This window comes from Natrinema amylolyticum, from assembly GCF_020515625.1.
Taxonomy (GTDB): domain Archaea; phylum Halobacteriota; class Halobacteria; order Halobacteriales; family Natrialbaceae; genus Natrinema; species Natrinema amylolyticum.
Map to the genome: position 1 here is coordinate 1,696,113 of NZ_JAIWPJ010000001.1, position 14,896 is coordinate 1,711,008.

Annotated in this window: 17 protein-coding genes and 1 pseudogene; 8 read left to right on the top strand and 10 right to left on the bottom strand. The window is 64.4% G+C overall.

All coding sequences use genetic code 11. From position 1 onward, the window contains the following. The first annotated feature begins 3 nt into the window (after positions 1-3). The 4 genes from LDH66_RS08370 (at position 4) to LDH66_RS08385 (ending at position 3,470) form a co-directional block, all read left to right on the top strand. Positions 4-318, top strand: coding sequence for a HalOD1 output domain-containing protein (locus tag LDH66_RS08370; protein WP_226480599.1), 315 nt, complete (start codon positions 4-6; stop codon positions 316-318). A gap of 156 nt (positions 319-474) precedes the next feature. Further along, on the top strand, positions 475-1,113 hold the full coding sequence (locus LDH66_RS08375) for a helix-turn-helix domain-containing protein (protein WP_226480600.1): 639 nt from the start codon (positions 475-477) through the stop codon (positions 1,111-1,113). A gap of 159 nt (positions 1,114-1,272) precedes the next feature. Then, a complete protein-coding gene (locus LDH66_RS08380; protein WP_226480601.1) occupies positions 1,273-1,839 on the top strand; it encodes a hypothetical protein in 567 nt (188 codons plus the stop codon). 404 nt (positions 1,840-2,243) lie between these two features. Further along, a complete protein-coding gene (locus LDH66_RS08385) occupies positions 2,244-3,470 on the top strand; it encodes an orc1/cdc6 family replication initiation protein (RefSeq protein ID WP_226480602.1) in 1,227 nt (408 codons plus the stop codon). A gap of 508 nt (positions 3,471-3,978) precedes the next feature. On the opposite strand, the gene LDH66_RS08390 is transcribed toward LDH66_RS08385, so the two are convergent. After that, positions 3,979-4,344, bottom strand: coding sequence for a 4a-hydroxytetrahydrobiopterin dehydratase (locus tag LDH66_RS08390; RefSeq protein ID WP_226480603.1), 366 nt, complete (start codon positions 4,342-4,344; stop codon positions 3,979-3,981). A gap of 125 nt (positions 4,345-4,469) precedes the next feature. On the opposite strand from LDH66_RS08390, the gene LDH66_RS08395 reads away from it, so the two are divergent. Beyond that, positions 4,470-5,909, top strand: a complete 1,440-nt coding sequence (locus tag LDH66_RS08395; protein ID WP_226480604.1) for an HNH endonuclease — start codon at positions 4,470-4,472, stop codon at positions 5,907-5,909. 39 nt (positions 5,910-5,948) lie between these two features. Here the strand turns inward: LDH66_RS08395 and LDH66_RS08400 are convergent, their stop codons facing one another. The 3 genes from LDH66_RS08400 to LDH66_RS08410 all read right to left on the bottom strand — a co-directional run bounded on the left by LDH66_RS08400 (position 5,949) and on the right by LDH66_RS08410 (position 7,593). Further along, a complete protein-coding gene (locus LDH66_RS08400) occupies positions 5,949-6,431 on the bottom strand; it encodes a DUF8154 family protein (RefSeq protein WP_226480605.1) in 483 nt (160 codons plus the stop codon). Continuing rightward, positions 6,428-7,075, bottom strand: a complete 648-nt coding sequence (locus LDH66_RS08405; protein WP_226480606.1) for a nucleotidyltransferase domain-containing protein — start codon at positions 7,073-7,075, stop codon at positions 6,428-6,430. The genes LDH66_RS08400 and LDH66_RS08405 overlap by 4 nt, the downstream gene beginning before the upstream one ends. A 128-nt stretch (positions 7,076-7,203) precedes the next feature. Continuing rightward, the gene (locus tag LDH66_RS08410; RefSeq protein WP_319004346.1) at positions 7,204-7,593 is read right to left on the bottom strand and encodes a hypothetical protein; all 390 of its coding nucleotides are present in this window, start codon (positions 7,591-7,593) and stop codon (positions 7,204-7,206) included. Positions 7,594-7,898: 305 nt separating this feature from the next. Between LDH66_RS08410 and LDH66_RS08415 the strand changes: the two genes are divergently transcribed. Then, entirely contained in the window at positions 7,899-8,159 is a 261-nt protein-coding gene (locus tag LDH66_RS08415; protein WP_226480958.1) for a winged helix-turn-helix domain-containing protein, read from the top strand. 163 nt (positions 8,160-8,322) lie between these two features. Here the strand turns inward: LDH66_RS08415 and LDH66_RS08420 are convergent, their stop codons facing one another. The 4 genes and pseudogenes from LDH66_RS08420 to LDH66_RS08435 all read right to left on the bottom strand — a co-directional run bounded on the left by LDH66_RS08420 (position 8,323) and on the right by LDH66_RS08435 (position 10,833). Further along, a complete protein-coding gene (locus LDH66_RS08420) occupies positions 8,323-8,724 on the bottom strand; it encodes an HVO_A0114 family putative DNA-binding protein (RefSeq protein ID WP_226480608.1) in 402 nt (133 codons plus the stop codon). Next, a pseudogene (locus LDH66_RS23270) lies at positions 8,721-9,074 on the bottom strand (toxin-antitoxin system TumE family protein). The gene LDH66_RS08420 and the pseudogene LDH66_RS23270 overlap by 4 nt, the downstream one beginning before the upstream one ends. A 259-nt stretch (positions 9,075-9,333) precedes the next feature. Next, positions 9,334-10,581, bottom strand: a complete 1,248-nt coding sequence (locus LDH66_RS08430; RefSeq protein WP_226480609.1) for a hypothetical protein — start codon at positions 10,579-10,581, stop codon at positions 9,334-9,336. Positions 10,582-10,638: 57 nt separating this feature from the next. Further along, positions 10,639-10,833, bottom strand: coding sequence for a hypothetical protein (locus tag LDH66_RS08435; RefSeq protein WP_226480610.1), 195 nt, complete (start codon positions 10,831-10,833; stop codon positions 10,639-10,641). Between the two features lie 129 nt (positions 10,834-10,962). On the opposite strand from LDH66_RS08435, the gene LDH66_RS08440 reads away from it, so the two are divergent. Beyond that, on the top strand, positions 10,963-11,349 hold the full coding sequence (locus LDH66_RS08440; protein ID WP_226480611.1) for a DCC1-like thiol-disulfide oxidoreductase family protein: 387 nt from the start codon (positions 10,963-10,965) through the stop codon (positions 11,347-11,349). A 112-nt stretch (positions 11,350-11,461) separates the two neighbouring features. Here the strand turns inward: LDH66_RS08440 and LDH66_RS08445 are convergent, their stop codons facing one another. Both LDH66_RS08445 and LDH66_RS08450 read right to left on the bottom strand, forming a co-directional pair. Then, a complete protein-coding gene (locus LDH66_RS08445) occupies positions 11,462-12,922 on the bottom strand; it encodes a lipase maturation factor family protein (RefSeq protein ID WP_226480612.1) in 1,461 nt (486 codons plus the stop codon). 105 nt (positions 12,923-13,027) lie between these two features. Beyond that, the gene (locus LDH66_RS08450; protein ID WP_226480613.1) at positions 13,028-14,266 is read right to left on the bottom strand and encodes an MFS transporter; all 1,239 of its coding nucleotides are present in this window, start codon (positions 14,264-14,266) and stop codon (positions 13,028-13,030) included. A gap of 113 nt (positions 14,267-14,379) precedes the next feature. Between LDH66_RS08450 and LDH66_RS08455 the strand changes: the two genes are divergently transcribed. Next, positions 14,380-14,895 (top strand): TIGR03668 family PPOX class F420-dependent oxidoreductase, encoded by a 516-nt coding sequence (locus LDH66_RS08455; protein WP_226480614.1) that lies wholly within the window; start codon positions 14,380-14,382, stop codon positions 14,893-14,895. Position 14,896: the final 1 nt, after the last annotated feature.

Here is a 14,896-nt window from a genome sequence, read left to right on the forward strand (position 1 = left end):
GTCATGAATTCGTTCGAGTCGACGTCAGTGTCCGTCGCGGCCGACGACCAGCTCAGCATGGCTATTATCGATCTCGTCGCGCAGACCACCGACACCGATCCGGTCGAGTTGGAGCCGCTGTACCACGCGATCGATCCGGACCTCCTCGACTCCCTGCCGGGCGAGACCGGCTTCACCAGTCTCGAGTTTTCCTATCACGGCTACACCGTCGTCGTTCGGGAGGGACGCGACGCGATCGAGGTTTCGATCGCGGACGAGAGCGTGACGATCGACGACTCCACCGAGACCGACCTCGCGGGCACCGGGTCCTCGACGTAAGTCGCCGAGAGAACTCGCCGGCCCGACGAGAGGAAACGGACGGCGGAGGTAACAGGAGAGTCCACCGTCTCAGACGAACTGAGAGAGTCCCGAAGAGACACGTCGCCGTCCCAACTGCTGCAAAGAGCTTTACACCGGATTCTCGATGATCGACCTATGCGCGAAGCCATCGTTACCCTCAGTGACGCCGAACTCGAGGCGATGGGCTTCAGTGGGCTCGTCTCGCTCCTCCGGGAGGCGGGGATTCGCGACGTGGAGATGCTCGAGGACCGCGGTTACACCTGCGTTCCACAGGTCGAAGTCGAAGCCCGGCTCGACGCGGACGCGCTCGCGGACCTGGACTGCGTCGACGACTGGGAGCTCGTCGCCGAGACGGAAGACGCGTACCGGTATCTCCTCGAACTCACCGCGACGGAGCTGCCCGAGGAAACGGTCGACGATCACGCGGCGTTACTCGGTGCCTGTGAGACGACGGTGACCGATCACGGCGCTCTCGTCTCGCTCGTCGGGTCACAGGACGCGATCCGCGAGATGCTCCGTCACTACGAGGCCGCCGGTGTCACCCCGGATCTCTGCAAACTCGGCGAGTACGACGGCGAGGCGTCCGCGCTGGACGCGCTGACCGACCGCCAGCGCGAGGTCATCGAGACGGCCTACGAGATGGGGTTCTACGAGATCCCGCGCCAGGCGTCGACCGACGACGTCGCCGGCACGCTCGACGTCGACGCCGCGACGGTCTCCGAACACCTCCAGCGAGCGGAGCGGAACCTGCTGATGCGACAGCTACCGATGTAGCGACGGGCGGGCGGTCTTTGACCGGCAGATCGCGTTCGGTCACGTTCTCGGAGCGAAGCGGAACCGACGCCGCTCGACGGCTCCCAGTACGGGTTCATAAACCCGCCTAGCACGTCCGGATGAATCGATAGGCCGGTCTCGCCCGATACCAGTACCCGTATGGCAGAACCGATGCCGACCGATCGCGAGCGAGGTACCGACGCACCGATCGACTCCCACCGGCTCCCCGCGAACGCTGACCGTTCCCTGCGCTGGGGGGCGTACCTGTTCGTCCTGTCCGGAATCGGACTCATCGCGAACGGGCTCGCGATGCTCTACCGAGCGGTCTTCGCGCCCGGATTCGAGTCGGGGGTCGGGACGCTGGGCGGACTCACGAGGGGGGAGCTCGCGGCGATCAATCACGAGGTCGCCCACTACATCGACCACCTCCACGTCAACGTCGCCGGACTGATGATCGCCGTCGGCGTCGCCGTGATCGCCCTCGCCTGGTTCGGGATTCGCCGCGGTCAGCGGTGGGCGTGGGCGACGGCGGTGGCGCTGCCCGCTGTCTTCCTCGCACACAGTCTTCCGGTCCACCAGACGGCCGGCTTCACGTTCGACGCGGTGGCGCATCTCGGCCCCGGAATCATGTGGGTGCCGGCACTGCTCGTCGGAACGGTACTGGCCTACCGGGGGTTGCGATCGGTCGATGGGACGGCGTCCGCGGATCGCGTCCGAAGCGACTGATCGAGCGACTCCCGTCGCAGACGCTTTTTCGGTCCAAGTCGACGGATCGCTGACTGATCGCTCCCTCGGAGACGGGGACAGACCGCCAGAGACACACCACTGTTGCAAGTGAAGCGGGATCGTACGGGGTGGGGGAGGGGCCGATCGCCGTGTCGCAGCGGGGTGTACGTCAGTATTGTACTCACAGGGTCGTTCGCTCCTGGATTAGACACTATCCCGGCTCGATCTCGTGCCACTACATGTCACGCCCGGACCACTATATGTCACGGCTTTAGCTGAAATAGTGGACTGTTCTCGTTCGGTCTCCTCCTAGACTAGTCTTCACGTGAAACAGTGGTGTGTGTGAGTTCACTTGAATCAGATGAAAAGGTGGTTTTAAATATTGTATCTCTCTTGGTACGGACATGCCTCGGTTCGAGCGGAAGCAGAACATCTTCCAGAACAAGGACGCTCTCGGGGAATCGTATCAACCCGAACGGATCGAAGAACGTGACGAAGAGATCGAGGCCTACATGGACGCGCTTCAGCCCATCATCGACGGCTGGGAGCCGAACAACATCTTTCTCTACGGGAACACGGGCGTCGGAAAGACCGCTGTCACCGAGTACCTCCTCGACGTGCTCCAGGACGACGTCACCGAGTACGACGACGTCGACCTCTCGGTGCTCGGTGTCAACTGCAAGACGCTCAACTCGTCGTATCAGGTCGCGATCGAACTGGTCAACACGCTCCGCCCCGCCGGTGCCGAGATCAGCACGACCGGCTACCCCCAACAGACCGTCTTCAAGAAGCTCTACGGCGAGCTCGAGGCGCTGGGCGGCACGGTCGTCATCGTCCTCGACGAAATCGATTCCATCGGTGACCGCGACGAGTTACTGTACGAACTCCCGCGCGCCCGCTCGAACGGCTATCTCGAGGCGACGAAGGTCGGCCTTATCGGCATCAGTAACGACTTCAAGTTCCGCGAACAGCTCGATCCGCGCGTCCAGGACACGCTCTGTGAGCGCGAACTGCAGTTTCCTCCCTACGAGGCGTCCGAACTCACCAACATCCTCGAGTCTCGAGCCGAGGTCGCGATCGCCGAGGACGGCTGCGACGGCGGCGTCCTGAACCTCTGTGCGGCACTCGCCGCGCGCGACAGCGGGAGCGCCCGACAGGCGCTGGACCTCCTCCGATTGGCCGGCGAAGTCGCGGAGAACAACGACGACGACGCGATTCGGGAGGGGCACGTCGAACGGGCGCGGTCGAAACTCGAGCAAGAGCGCGTCGAGGAGGGGATGCGGGAGCTGACGACCCACGGACGCCTCGCCCTCCTGGCGGTCGTCTCGAAGGCCGCCAAGGAGTCGACGCCCTGCCGGACCCGAGAGCTCTATCAGGAGTACGAGGCGCTCTGTGAGTCCTCGGGCACCGACTCGCTCGCCCAGCGATCGGTCCACAACCACCTCTCCGATCTCCGGATGCTCGGCATCCTCTCGGCGAAGGAGAACCGAAGCGGCTCCCGCGGGAACTACTACAGCTACGAACTCGACGTCCCCTTCTCGAGCGCCGTCGACGCGATGGCCGACGTGCTCTACCTCGACGAGGAGATCGAGACGATCCGCGATATCGCACGGATGAACAGCGTCGCCTGAGGCGACCTATCGTCCGATATAGACGTCCATCAGCGTCGGTATCGGCTCCGTCTCGTCCACCCCACACCACCGTTTCAAGTGAACCTCGAGCGACACGACGCCGATCGCGGGGCCGCGACGCTGACCGCCCACTTCACTTGTATCGGTGGTGTGTCACGGCGTCGCATCTCCGGACGGACGAGTCCGCTCGAGCCACGATCTCGTGGTCGACGATCCATTTCACGCGAAGCGGTGGTGTCCCGGGCGGCCGTTCGCCACCTTCCGCTCGGGGTCCCGGACCGGGACGATTTCGTCCGTTCACATGTACCGGTGGTGTCTCTGGGTTACGGCTCGAGCGACTCCGCCGACGGGACCCACGTGTTCAGATGTAACCGTGGTGTGTCTCCGTCCCGATTCACTTGAACCGGTGGTGTGTCGGCGGTCGAACCGACCGCGGGAGAGACCGTACCGACTCCGATTATCTCGGCGACCGGATCACCTTGGGAGGACGAGTGCCGGGCCGTCGGCGCTACGCGTCCTCGTCCGGTTCGTAGTCGTCGTAGATGCGGTCCATCCGGGCGGCCATCACGAAGTCGGCCTTGTGGAGGCCGTCGATCTTGTGCGTCCACATCTCGATCGTCACCTCGCCCCACTCGAGCCGGATGTCCGGATGGTGCCACTCTTCCTCCGCCAACTCGCCCACTTCGTACGTGAACTCGAGGGCATCGCGGAAATCCGCGAACGCGTAGGTTCCCTCGAGATGGTGGTCGTCGACGACCGTCCACACGTCGTCGCGAATTTCCGCGCGGTAGTCAGCGTACTCGTCGGGCTCGAGGGGTTCGTCCTCGCTCGTACAGGCCTCACACTCCTGATCGGCGAGCGCTGGTTCGGACATAGATCTCACTACGACTGCCAACGACGTGAAGATTTACACGGTACCCCCTACCCGTATTCTAGTCCAGTCACGACGCTCGTTTTATAATGGCGTCCCGACAACGACAGAGACAGTAGAGCTCACTGATGGGAGGGGATAAACGCAATATCGCGGTTCGGTTTTTCGGCGGTGCTGGGAACTATACGGACGTTCTCGAGCGACTCTGCACGTACATCATCACCGAAAACCCGACCGAAGCGGCGGTTTTCGAGTGGATCAAATCGAACACGCGAGCGACGAGCGACGACAGTATCCGCGACCGGCTCGCCTTTCTCGAGGGGATCGGGCTGCTCGAACTCGATTCGGACCGCGTTCGGCTCACCCGGCAGGGGATGGCGTGGCTCTCGGAGACGGATCCGAGGACCCTCTACGACCTGCTCTCGAGCAACGTCCGGGGGTTCGATACGCTACTCGAGGCGCTGCTCGACGGACCGAAGACCGACGCCGAACTGGGCGACTCAATCGGAGCCGCTCATCCCGAGTTCGACTGGAACGACGCCTCCGGACCCGCCCAACACAGGGGGTGGTTGCAGAGTCTCGGCTACGTTGTACGATCCGACGGTGTGAACTCGCTGACCGACAGCGGCCGAGAACTGGCGCGGCGACGGTCGTCCGACCATCCGACCCTCGAGCGGGGCGCATTCTACGCCCAGACCGACCTTGAGGACGCGTTCGACACCAGTTTCGGCTCGTACATCAAGGGCATCAGTCCGCGAACGGACGACGGGGAGCTGGCGTACGTCATCGTGAAGGCTCGCGAGGACGGCCCCTACGGCGACGAGATCGACGGCGAGCGGTTCACTTACATCGGAGAAGGGGTCCCGGAGAAGGGCGACCAGCAGTTAACTGGGGCAAACAATGCGCTCCTCGAGCAGGCCGACCGATCGACCGTCCCGGTGTACTTCTTCTACCAGCCGGCGGACAGCGACGAGCTCCGGTACGAAGGGCTGGTCGACGTCGTCGACGCCGAGTACGTCTCGCGGGACGGGCGGATGGTCTACGAGTTCACGATGGAACGGCTCGCGCTCGAGCCGGCCGAGTTCGAGGCGCTCTCGGAGTCGGTCTCCGAAGGCGTCGAGGGGGGCGAAGACGACGAACCGGCCCTGACCGACGACGAAGAGGAGTTCACCGCGGTCCAGCGACGGGTTCGCTCGAGCGCGTTCCCGAAGGAAGTCACGGCCGCCTACGACGGCCGGTGTGCGATCTGTGGGAAATCGCGCGAATCGCCGAACGGGACGATCGACATCGAGGCGGCCCACATCTATCCGAAGCGAGAAAACGGCCGCGACAACGTCCGGAACGGGCTCGCCCTCTGTCGGCTCCACCACTGGGCGTTCGATACCGGCTGGCTCACGGTCGCCGACGACTACCGGATTCTGGTCGCCGACCGGCCCGATCTCGAGGGCTACGAGGAGTTCGCGGCGCTCGAGGGGGACTCGCTGACGTTGCCAGCGGACGAGGACCGACATCCCCACGCCAAATTCCTCGCTGCACACCGGGAACGACACGGGTTCGAGTCGCCGTAAAGGCCGTTTGAAAGAGCCACTGAGTCGGAGCGGCGAGTCTCAATCGCAGATGCAGTCGTGTGTCCGTGTCAGCTCGACGACTTCGTCGTGTAATTTCGAAGCAAGCTGATAGACTGTTTCGGCCCGGTATTCCCCTGCAATGCCAGTTCGGTAGTATGACTCTGAGCGATTCTCGAGCCAGAGTGCCTCCAGACGATCAGCGATGTCTTCCGAAAAGAGGCCTGCCTGGACGGCCAACTCGTACACTTCGGTGTGTCGCTGTGCAGCCACGTCGTACCCCTTCTCCTGGACGTAGAACTGGATCGATCGTTCGATAGCCACGAACGACGACTCGATGATGACCGTGAAGTGGCCGTTGCGCTCGAGCAGGAATCCCGCTGCATCAAGGAGACGACACGCTTTCCGAAGTTGGATAACCGAAGACTCGGTGACGTACTCGAGTCCCGTTTCCGGGATTTCGGGCGTCCGCTGGAACGCATCTTCGGCGTCTCCGAGTGCATCCTCAAGTTCATTCGACGTCACTCGCTTTCACCACCGAACACAGCGCGTTTCACCTGTGTGAGCGTTTCGTCGGCGTACAGTTCGACCCCTTCCTGAAAGATTGGCCGAAGGTCCGACCCTCGGTTTCGAGCGCTCTCGTCCGACTCGACGAAAACGTCGAACTCGTATCGGTGTCCATCGATCGATTCGGCCTCGAGTTCGCGTTTCAGATCCGAAACGGTCCGTCGAACGGATACAAGTTCATCGTCATCGGCGACGAGTACGAAGACGTCGATATCGCTCATACGGTCGGCCTCACCGCGAGCCACGCTGCCGAAACAGAGGATCCCCGCGATCGAGGGAACCGTTTCAGTGAGACGGTCGACGAACAACCGAAGCGGTGCTCGGAATTCCGCCTGTGGAATCTCGAAGAGGGGATCGTCGGCGTCCGAGAGGTGTCGCTCGGCGATTCGATACAGCGTTTTGCTGCCGGTATCACGCCGGACGACGAGATCCAACTGCTCGAGCAGTGACAGCGCCTTCGAAACGCTCGGCCCGCCGAATCCGGTGAGGTCTTGGAGATCCCGATTCGAGAATTCGTCGGTCGGATTCTGGGCTGTGATCTCGAGGATGTCGTCCATCGCCTCGTACCTGAAGATCTGTTCCTCAGGAAGCGGAAGGTGCATCTCGACCCGCATTTGTTATACTACCTATAACGCGTTATATCACATATAACAGTTCTGCCGAGGGCCACGCTCGGATCCGATGAACGGGTACTAACTCCGGAGAGAGCTACTAGCCGGCGGTACTATGCTTATTCGTCAGGACAATCGCCCCCACTATCCCCGCGCTGGCGCTCGAGTTCGCGCTCGAGCGCCCCCGCATCCGGCCCGAGATAGGATGTCGTGAACGATCGCGGGCGATCGGTCGGCGACGAACCGCGGTCGGGATCGTCATCCGGACGATAGGGGACCACCGCTTCGGGGCCGACCAGCAACAGGCCGACCTGACTGGCCTCCGCCCTGATCCCGCGGACGCGTCGCGCAGCCTCGCGACGAGTCTCGTGATTGGTTGTCTCGGGGTCCGTATCCACATCTCGGATGGCCGCGAGCAGGGTGCGCGTGAGGTAGTCGATCGCCGTGAGACAATCGCGGACGGACTCGTGTTGCGTCCCGCCATCGGCACGGACTCGAGCGTTCGACATCGATGCCACTGATCGGTCGGGGCCTTCAAGGTCCCGCGAATTGTGGTCGGACATGGCTTCCGTAGCACTGATACGGGAGCTGGCGCAGTCCAGTGCCCATACACTGGACTGCATTTTGCCACGGATCGATCGAATAGACCCGTATATAGTTCCCGTGACAAACAGTATTGTTTTCAGCCGAATTAAAACTAACGACAGTACTGTTTGTTTGTCAAATCATATTGTTTCTAGTAACTGTCCAATGAAAATAGTCAAACGGGGAGAGAACGTCGTGGTGGCAGATGCGACCGAGGTTAGCCGACTGGATGACGCCGGTCGATAGAGATATCCTCGAGTTGCTCCACAACGACGGGGGGTTGCACGAACTCGTTTTGTCCCCTCGAATCATCGCAGAGAATATCGATTGGAGTCGTCAAACAGTTCGGGAACACGTGATGACACTTCGTGAGCACGGGCTCGTCGAGTACTACGATGAAACCGGCGGGATCTACCAACTCTCTGATCGCGGCCGTTCGTATCTCGAGGGCGAGCTCGACGCCGACGATCTCGAAGCAACCGACGAGTGACGGCCACACTGATCCCCACCTGCTTGCTCTCAGTCTCACTCGAAAACGCGATAGCTGATGTATCAAACCCCCTGGTGGTTAGCTGCATTTGCTTTCGTACGGTGACATCCCCAAGAGCCCGAAACAGATCGAAGTAACAGAACTCGCCACGTACCAAACCTCGCTACGGTGTCGCGGGTGCCGCATCGCCGTCGTCGTGTGCGAACGGACTGATGATGAGGTCGTCGTAGGGGAAGACCGGTCGCTTCGATTGGCCGTCCTCGTCGAAGCGGATGATCCCCAACGCCTCGAGCGTCGTCAGTTCCTCGTAGACGTTTTTTACGTCGCGGCCGACAAGGCGTGCGGTCTCGCGGATGCTGTCGGGTTCGTCGGCGCGGATCACGCGCAAGAGTGTGTACGTGCGCTCGTTGAGCACGTCGCTCAGCTGCTGTTCGTTCGCAAACGTTACTATCGCCGGCTGGTCGACGGGATCACCGCCCTGAAACGTTCGAATCGCTTCGCGCCCCGCTTCGTAGAGCGACTCTGCATCCCCGATCGTGACCAGAAGTACGTTGGTATCTGTCATAACCTCTCACCCTTGTTTTCGGATGGTCCAAACCGTTTCTTCGGAATTTCGTCCCAGAACTGCTCGTACAGGACCGCCATCCCAGGGAAGTCGATCAGTTGCGGTTCCGGATCCGGCGCGACGTGTCGTTCGTGACCTTTCGTATCCTCGTGGGCGTTGTCGTACCGACGGAGCGTGCCGTCCTCAAGGGTCTCCGGCCCGGACGTGAGTCTTCCATAGTGGAGCGTATACCGTCACCCCGACGGATACGCGTCGTCGTCCGTGCGGCGAATCGACAGCCGGACGAGCGTCCCATCCTCGTACACGTGCGAGCGACTGTACCCGTCGAGATCGTCGGCAACTGGTGCCATCCGCTACTGTGTTGGTTCTTCAACCAACGGCAAAAATGTAACGGGAATCCCTTCCAGACCTACCCGGGCGGGAGGTCGTGACACGTGATTTCGCACATATTCCCCACAGAATGGAGTAGTGGATACGTTTAGGATACCCCACCCCCGAATTGGGTCATGGGTCAATCTGGGTCATCATCCGGTGCGAAAGCACCGGACTGACTCGTTACTACGATTCGATAGTGGCAAGTTCGGTTTTCGAACGGCGAACTCGACCGAATCAAACGGGCTCCCGAAGCGCCCAGACGTCCGCGAGCGGCTCGAGCCGACTCGGCTCTGCCCCGCGGTCGGTGAGAATACCGGCGTGGTACAGCATCGCCTTCAGTTGGAACACCGTCGGCGAGTGGTAGACAGAGCCGTCCTCGAGCGCCGCGTGCCGAAGCTCGCCGTCTTCGGTCAGCACGCGACTCCGAACGCCGTCGGTCCCGCGGATGAACAGTTCGACAGTGAACGACGGATGCAACTCGTGTAGATACTCCACGACGTCCACGAGCGACGGCTCCGTGATCCCGTCCTCGTGCATGTGCTGGAGCTCCCGGACGAGCAGCTCCGTCGCCTCGTAGTCGAACAGTACGCGACGAGCAAGCTGCCCCCACGCCGGCGCGAGATCGACGAACCGTTTCCCCGATCGGTACCAGTTCTCGAACTCCTCGAGGGCCGCCTCGACGGTTCCGTAGCGCGCCGTCGCGAACCGGACGACTTCCTCGCCGAGCGAGGTCAGGGCGACGCCCTCGGCACCGACGCCGTCTTCGATCAATCCCAGAAATGCAGCGCCCTGTCGGGCGCTATCGACGGCGCTTACGACCTTGTACTCCGACAGTAACGCCTCCGTCTCTCCGACCGCGTAGTGCGCCAGCGGATAGCCGAGGTAGTTCTTGGGATGGTTCAGGCCGAACGACGCGTCGGCGACCCCCTGTGCACCGGCCTGAAACCGGAGCGCGGTCGCCTCGGTCGTCGTCCGATTGCCGACGACGCGGGGTACCTCGAGCGCGTCCACGCTCCCGGCGGCATCGACGCCGAGAACGCCGACGTTCAGTTCTCGCGCGAGCGTCCGGTCGGTCTCGGAGACCGCGGCTACGGGCGCGGCGAGATAGGCCGCGTTCGCCTCGTGGAGCCGATCGTAGGCCTGCAGGATGCCGCGTTGGGTATCGACGCCGCCGCTGGTCTCCCCCTTCGCCTCGATGGCGATCAGCGGCGGCTCGTCACCGAGGCGCTCGACGGCGAGGAGCTCCGACTCGAGGTCGCGGACCCCGACGAGGTCGGGATACCCGCCGCCGATCCGAACGTGGTTGAACGGTGCCAGACGGTCCCGGACGGCCGCGTCGACGGGACGGCCGGGCAGCCACTCGTCCACGGAGAACTGGGTGTCGGCCACCGCGTACGCGGTCGACTCGTCGTCGGGAAAGAGCCGCCGCTTCGCGTGGGCCAGCACCTGCGGTTCCGAGAGCGACCGGGCCGCGCTACTCATGGCTCAGCATTGGCCACCGGTCTCAATAATGTTCTGGCGACGGGTCGCCGAACCGGCTCACTCCTCGCCGACGGCGAACGCGCCCGACTCGAGTTCGCTCGCGATGCCGGCGAGGACGGCTCCCGTCCCGAGCAGGGCGAGGACGACACCACCGATCCACGGCGCTGACCCGTACTCGACGATCGCGACGAGCCAGCACGCGGCGACGAGGACGAGGCCGCCGGCGACGATCAGCTGCACGAACCGCTCCATGGGAACCGCCTTCGCTGTCCCGGCCCAAGTATCCCGCCGCTCGAGGTGCGTCCCAGAGATGACCCACCGCTTCCCATCACCACCAGCTTCCGAGCCAAGCGTTTGTGTCTCGAGCCCGTTGACACGGATATGACCGACGCGACACTCGTCTACGATGACGACTGCGGCTTCTGTACGTGGTGGGCGGAGTACTTCGACGAGCGGACGGACCTCCGCATCGTCGGCTTCAGCGACCTCACCGACGACCTGCGCGAGCGGCTTCCCGACGAATACGAGGACTGCTCGCACCTGGTGACCGACGACGGCGTCTACTCCTGTGGGGCCTCGATCGAGGAGGCGTTCGTCCGCACGGACGTGGCCGAGCCCGCGGGGGAGGCGGTCGAGTTCCTCCGCCAGTTCGAGGACTACGAGCAGTTCCGCGAGCGAACCTACCGGTGGGTCGCCGACAACCGCGATCGGTGGGGGAAGTACCTCTCGAAGACGCCGCCGGCGCGCCAGAAATCCGACGACGGCTGACCGAGCCAGCGACCACACGAACACCGCAAACGATCGGAACCGCTCACCGCAAACGATCGGAACCGCTCACCGCAAACGATCGGAACCGCTCACCGCAAACGATCGGACCCGATCACCGCGATCGCGGCCGGCGAACCCGTAACTCCTCGAGCGAGACCGGGCTCACGTACGTTCCGACGCGCTCGCGAGCCCACCAGCGGCCGCTCTCGGCCCGTTCCTCGGGCGTGGTATAGCGATAGCGGTACCGAACCGCGCGAACGCGTTCCGGCGGTTCGCCGTCGAAGGGATCCTCGGCGAGCAGGGCGAGCGTGTCCGCGTCGGCCTCGAGGAGCTTCGCCAGGAATCGGAGGAACCACGGGCTCCGGTGCGGGCTCGGCGACATAGCGGCGAACCACAGCTGCCAATCGAGCCGGAGGTGGTAGGGCGCGACCTGGGGCGGCCGTCGCTCGAGATCGGTCGGCTTCCCCTTGAATCGGTAGGCCCGCCACTCCGTCTCCGGCGTGATCTTCTCGTCGGTCGTCCCCTCGACGACGACCTCGTACCGATCCCGGGTTATCGACCCGAACGCGCCGTAGGTGTTGACCAGGTTCAGCGGATCGAACGAGGTGTTCATGAGCTGCCGTTCGGAGAGCATGTTTCGCACCGGCTGAACGCTCAGAACGATCACGAGCGCGGCCAGGAGGAGCGCCAGCGCCTCGAGATAGAGCGGCGTCGGCGCGGTCGCGGGCGCGGAAATCGGGAGCGCGGCCGCCAGCGTCCCGTCGCTGAACGTCGGAATCGCGAGCACGATCGTCAGCGCGTTCAGCCAGGCGAAGTTCCCGGTGACCAGTAGCCAGCCCTGAAAGCCGATCGTCGCCAGTCCGGCCAGCGCCGACAGCGGCTGGGGAGCGAAGTAGCAAAACGGTATCAGTAGCTCGATGACGTGATTTGCAACGGTCTCCACCCGATGGAACCGGTCCGGAAGGTGATGGGCGAACCAGCTCACCGGATTCGGGATCGGCTGGGTCTCGTAGTGGTAGTCCATGCAGGTCAGGTCCCGCCAGCAGTCGTCGCCGCGGAGCTTGATCAGCCCGGCACCGAACATGTTGCGAAAGAGCACCCACTGAAGGAGTAGGACAACCACGAACGGCGGTGCGACCGAGCCCGCCCCGAGAAAGATCGCGAGGAACCCGGTCTCGCAGAGCATCGACTCCCAGCCGTAGCCGTAGAACGTCTGGCCGGCGTTCACGAAGGAGAGGTACAGCGCCCACAGCGTCGCCCACAGGAGCATCGAGACCGGCGTCGCGACGCCCGCCGGCAGCCAGTACGGCACCCCCACCAGCGCCAGCGCCGACAGCGCGACGCCGCTCCAGGCCGCGACCCCGATCGCCCGATCCGTCGGGACGAGATAGAAGAGGCTCGGTCGCTCCCGGAACGAGACGCCCTCGACGTACCGCTCGAGGGGCAACAGACCGTCCTCGCCGGCCAGCGGCCGGAACTGATTGGCTGCGACGAGAAAGGCGAGCAGGTACAGCAGCGCGAGTCCCCGCTGGAAGACGACGCGGACGAGCCAGTAGCCCTCCCCCTGCCACATACGCGCCCGTAACTCCGCGAACGGGCAAAGAACTGACGCGTGCACGGACACACCCGCTCGACCGCCACACCTGTTCGAGGAACACCGGTCCGTTCGCCGCGCCCGTCAGGAGTCGCCGTACCGATATCGCAACACGCTGCCGGCGACCGCGACGACGAGCCCGGCCGAGGCGAGGAGTCCTAATCCCGGCGCGTACGAGCCGGTATAGTCGTAGAGCGTCCCGACCAGCACCGGGCCGAGGAACCCCCCGATCTCGCCGACGGCGAAGATGAAGCCGACGGCGGTGCCGGTCAGGCGCGCGCCGATCCCCTCGAGTTCCGGCGGGATCGCCCGGATGAGCGGCGAGAGCCCGCCGAAGCCGAACCCGGTGACGACGACGCTCCCGAGGAGCAGGAGACCGAGCCCGCTCGAGAGGACGCCGGTGATGCCGAGTCCCGCCACGAGCCCACAGACCGCCAGAGCGGTGCGGCGGACGCCGAACCGATCGGCGACCGCGGGGACCGTCAGCACGCCGACGACGTTGGCGGCGACGAGGAGACTCGTCGTCCGTCCGGCCCGGTCCGGCGAGTAGCCCCGAGCCTCGAGCAGCGTCGGGAGCCACCCCTGCATGCCATGGGCGATCAGCAGGTACATCGTCCCGACGACGACCACGAGCTGCAGCTCGCGGTGGGTGAGGACGAGCGTGAGGTCCCGTCGGATCGCCGCGAGCGAGAGCGACGAATCCGCCTCGTCGGCGTCGTTGGCCGCGCGGTTGCGGGCGTCGATCCCCAATCGCCGAGCGACGACGAACCACAGCAAGCCGTACGCGATCGCGACGATCCCGCTCCAGAAGAAGAGGGCGCGCCAGCCGCCGAGCAGCGGGCCCAGAACCGGCCGGCCGACGGCGAAGGCGCTCGCCGTCCCCGCCGACGCGCCGACGAGGTAGATCGAGGACGGAAAGCCGGTCTCGTCGGGCGGGAACAGCACCGAGACGAGTTTGGGCAGCCCGAACGTGATCGCCGTCGCGCCAACGCCAATCAGCAGCGTCGCCGCGAGCAGGGAGGGGAAGCCAACCGCGAAGCTGCGAGCGATCTGGGCGACGCCGTAGATCACCACGCCGGCCGCGAGGCTCCGCCCCGGACCGACGCGGTCGACGACCATCCCGGTGAAGAGCGCGATCGGGATGTAGGTCAGCGGGACCGCCCCCGCGACCACGCCGGCCTGGGTGCCCGAGAGCCCGAGTTCGTCGATGATCGTCGAGAGATATGCCGGCAGCGAGAACCAGATAAACATCAAGCAGGTGTATCCCAGCGTCCCGACGACGACGGCGGCGTACGCGCGGCGGCGGCTCATCCGATCGGTCATCTGCCCGTGGATGGGTGACGCCGGTCCGAGTAGTTTGCCGTAGCGGTACGTCTCCCCGGAGCCGGCGCCGCCCCGGCCGCACCGCTTTCCGTCCGCGCGGCGTCCGTCACCCCATGACGCCCGAAGAGCAGGCCTTCCTCGAGCGAGCCCGCGTCGGCGCGTTAGCGACGGTCGACGCCGAGGGGCGGCCCCACGCGGTTCCGATCTGTTTCGCGCTCCTCGAGCCGGCGGCGCAGTCGGATCGGCCGACTCCGACAGACGACGCTATCGATGCGACCGAGGGACGGAGCGGCGGCCCCGACGACGGAAGCGTCGGGATCAGACTCGTCTCGGCGATCGACGAGAAGCCGAAATCGACCGCCGACCTCCAGCGCGTGCGGAATATTCGGGCGAACCCGCGAGTGACGCTGCTGGTCGACCGCTACCGCGAGGACTGGTCGCGCCTCGCGTGGGTTCAGGTCCGCGGACGGGCGCGGGTCCTCGAGCCCGACGCGTCGGGCCACGACGACGCGGTGCGCGCGCTGGAGTCGAAGTACGACCAGTACGCGACTCACGCTCTCGGCGAGCGCCCGGTCCTTTCGATCGAAATCGGACGGACCGTCTCCTGGGGCGCGCTCGAAGACGGATGAG

Coding starts and splice junctions, on each gene's coding strand:
- LDH66_RS08405 (WP_226480606.1), bottom strand. CDS start 7,075: ATGCACCTTCCGCTTCCTGAGGAACAGATCTTCAGGTACGAGGCGATG.
- LDH66_RS08455 (WP_226480614.1), top strand. CDS start 14,380: ATGACGCCCGAAGAGCAGGCCTTCCTCGAGCGAGCCCGCGTCGGCGCG.
- LDH66_RS08410 (WP_319004346.1), bottom strand. CDS start 7,593: ATGTCGAACGCTCGAGTCCGTGCCGATGGCGGGACGCAACACGAGTCC.
- LDH66_RS08450 (WP_226480613.1), bottom strand. CDS start 14,266: ATGACCGATCGGATGAGCCGCCGCCGCGCGTACGCCGCCGTCGTCGTC.
- LDH66_RS08380 (WP_226480601.1), top strand. CDS start 1,273: ATGGCAGAACCGATGCCGACCGATCGCGAGCGAGGTACCGACGCACCG.
- LDH66_RS08430 (WP_226480609.1), bottom strand. CDS start 10,581: ATGAGTAGCGCGGCCCGGTCGCTCTCGGAACCGCAGGTGCTGGCCCAC.
- LDH66_RS08435 (WP_226480610.1), bottom strand. CDS start 10,833: ATGGAGCGGTTCGTGCAGCTGATCGTCGCCGGCGGCCTCGTCCTCGTC.
- LDH66_RS08385 (WP_226480602.1), top strand. CDS start 2,244: ATGCCTCGGTTCGAGCGGAAGCAGAACATCTTCCAGAACAAGGACGCT.
- LDH66_RS08445 (WP_226480612.1), bottom strand. CDS start 12,922: ATGTGGCAGGGGGAGGGCTACTGGCTCGTCCGCGTCGTCTTCCAGCGG.
- LDH66_RS08440 (WP_226480611.1), top strand. CDS start 10,963: ATGACCGACGCGACACTCGTCTACGATGACGACTGCGGCTTCTGTACG.
- LDH66_RS08370 (WP_226480599.1), top strand. CDS start 4: ATGAATTCGTTCGAGTCGACGTCAGTGTCCGTCGCGGCCGACGACCAG.
- LDH66_RS08375 (WP_226480600.1), top strand. CDS start 475: ATGCGCGAAGCCATCGTTACCCTCAGTGACGCCGAACTCGAGGCGATG.
- LDH66_RS08395 (WP_226480604.1), top strand. CDS start 4,470: ATGGGAGGGGATAAACGCAATATCGCGGTTCGGTTTTTCGGCGGTGCT.
- LDH66_RS08415 (WP_226480958.1), top strand. CDS start 7,899: ATGACGCCGGTCGATAGAGATATCCTCGAGTTGCTCCACAACGACGGG.
- LDH66_RS08390 (WP_226480603.1), bottom strand. CDS start 4,344: ATGTCCGAACCAGCGCTCGCCGATCAGGAGTGTGAGGCCTGTACGAGC.
- LDH66_RS08420 (WP_226480608.1), bottom strand. CDS start 8,724: ATGACAGATACCAACGTACTTCTGGTCACGATCGGGGATGCAGAGTCG.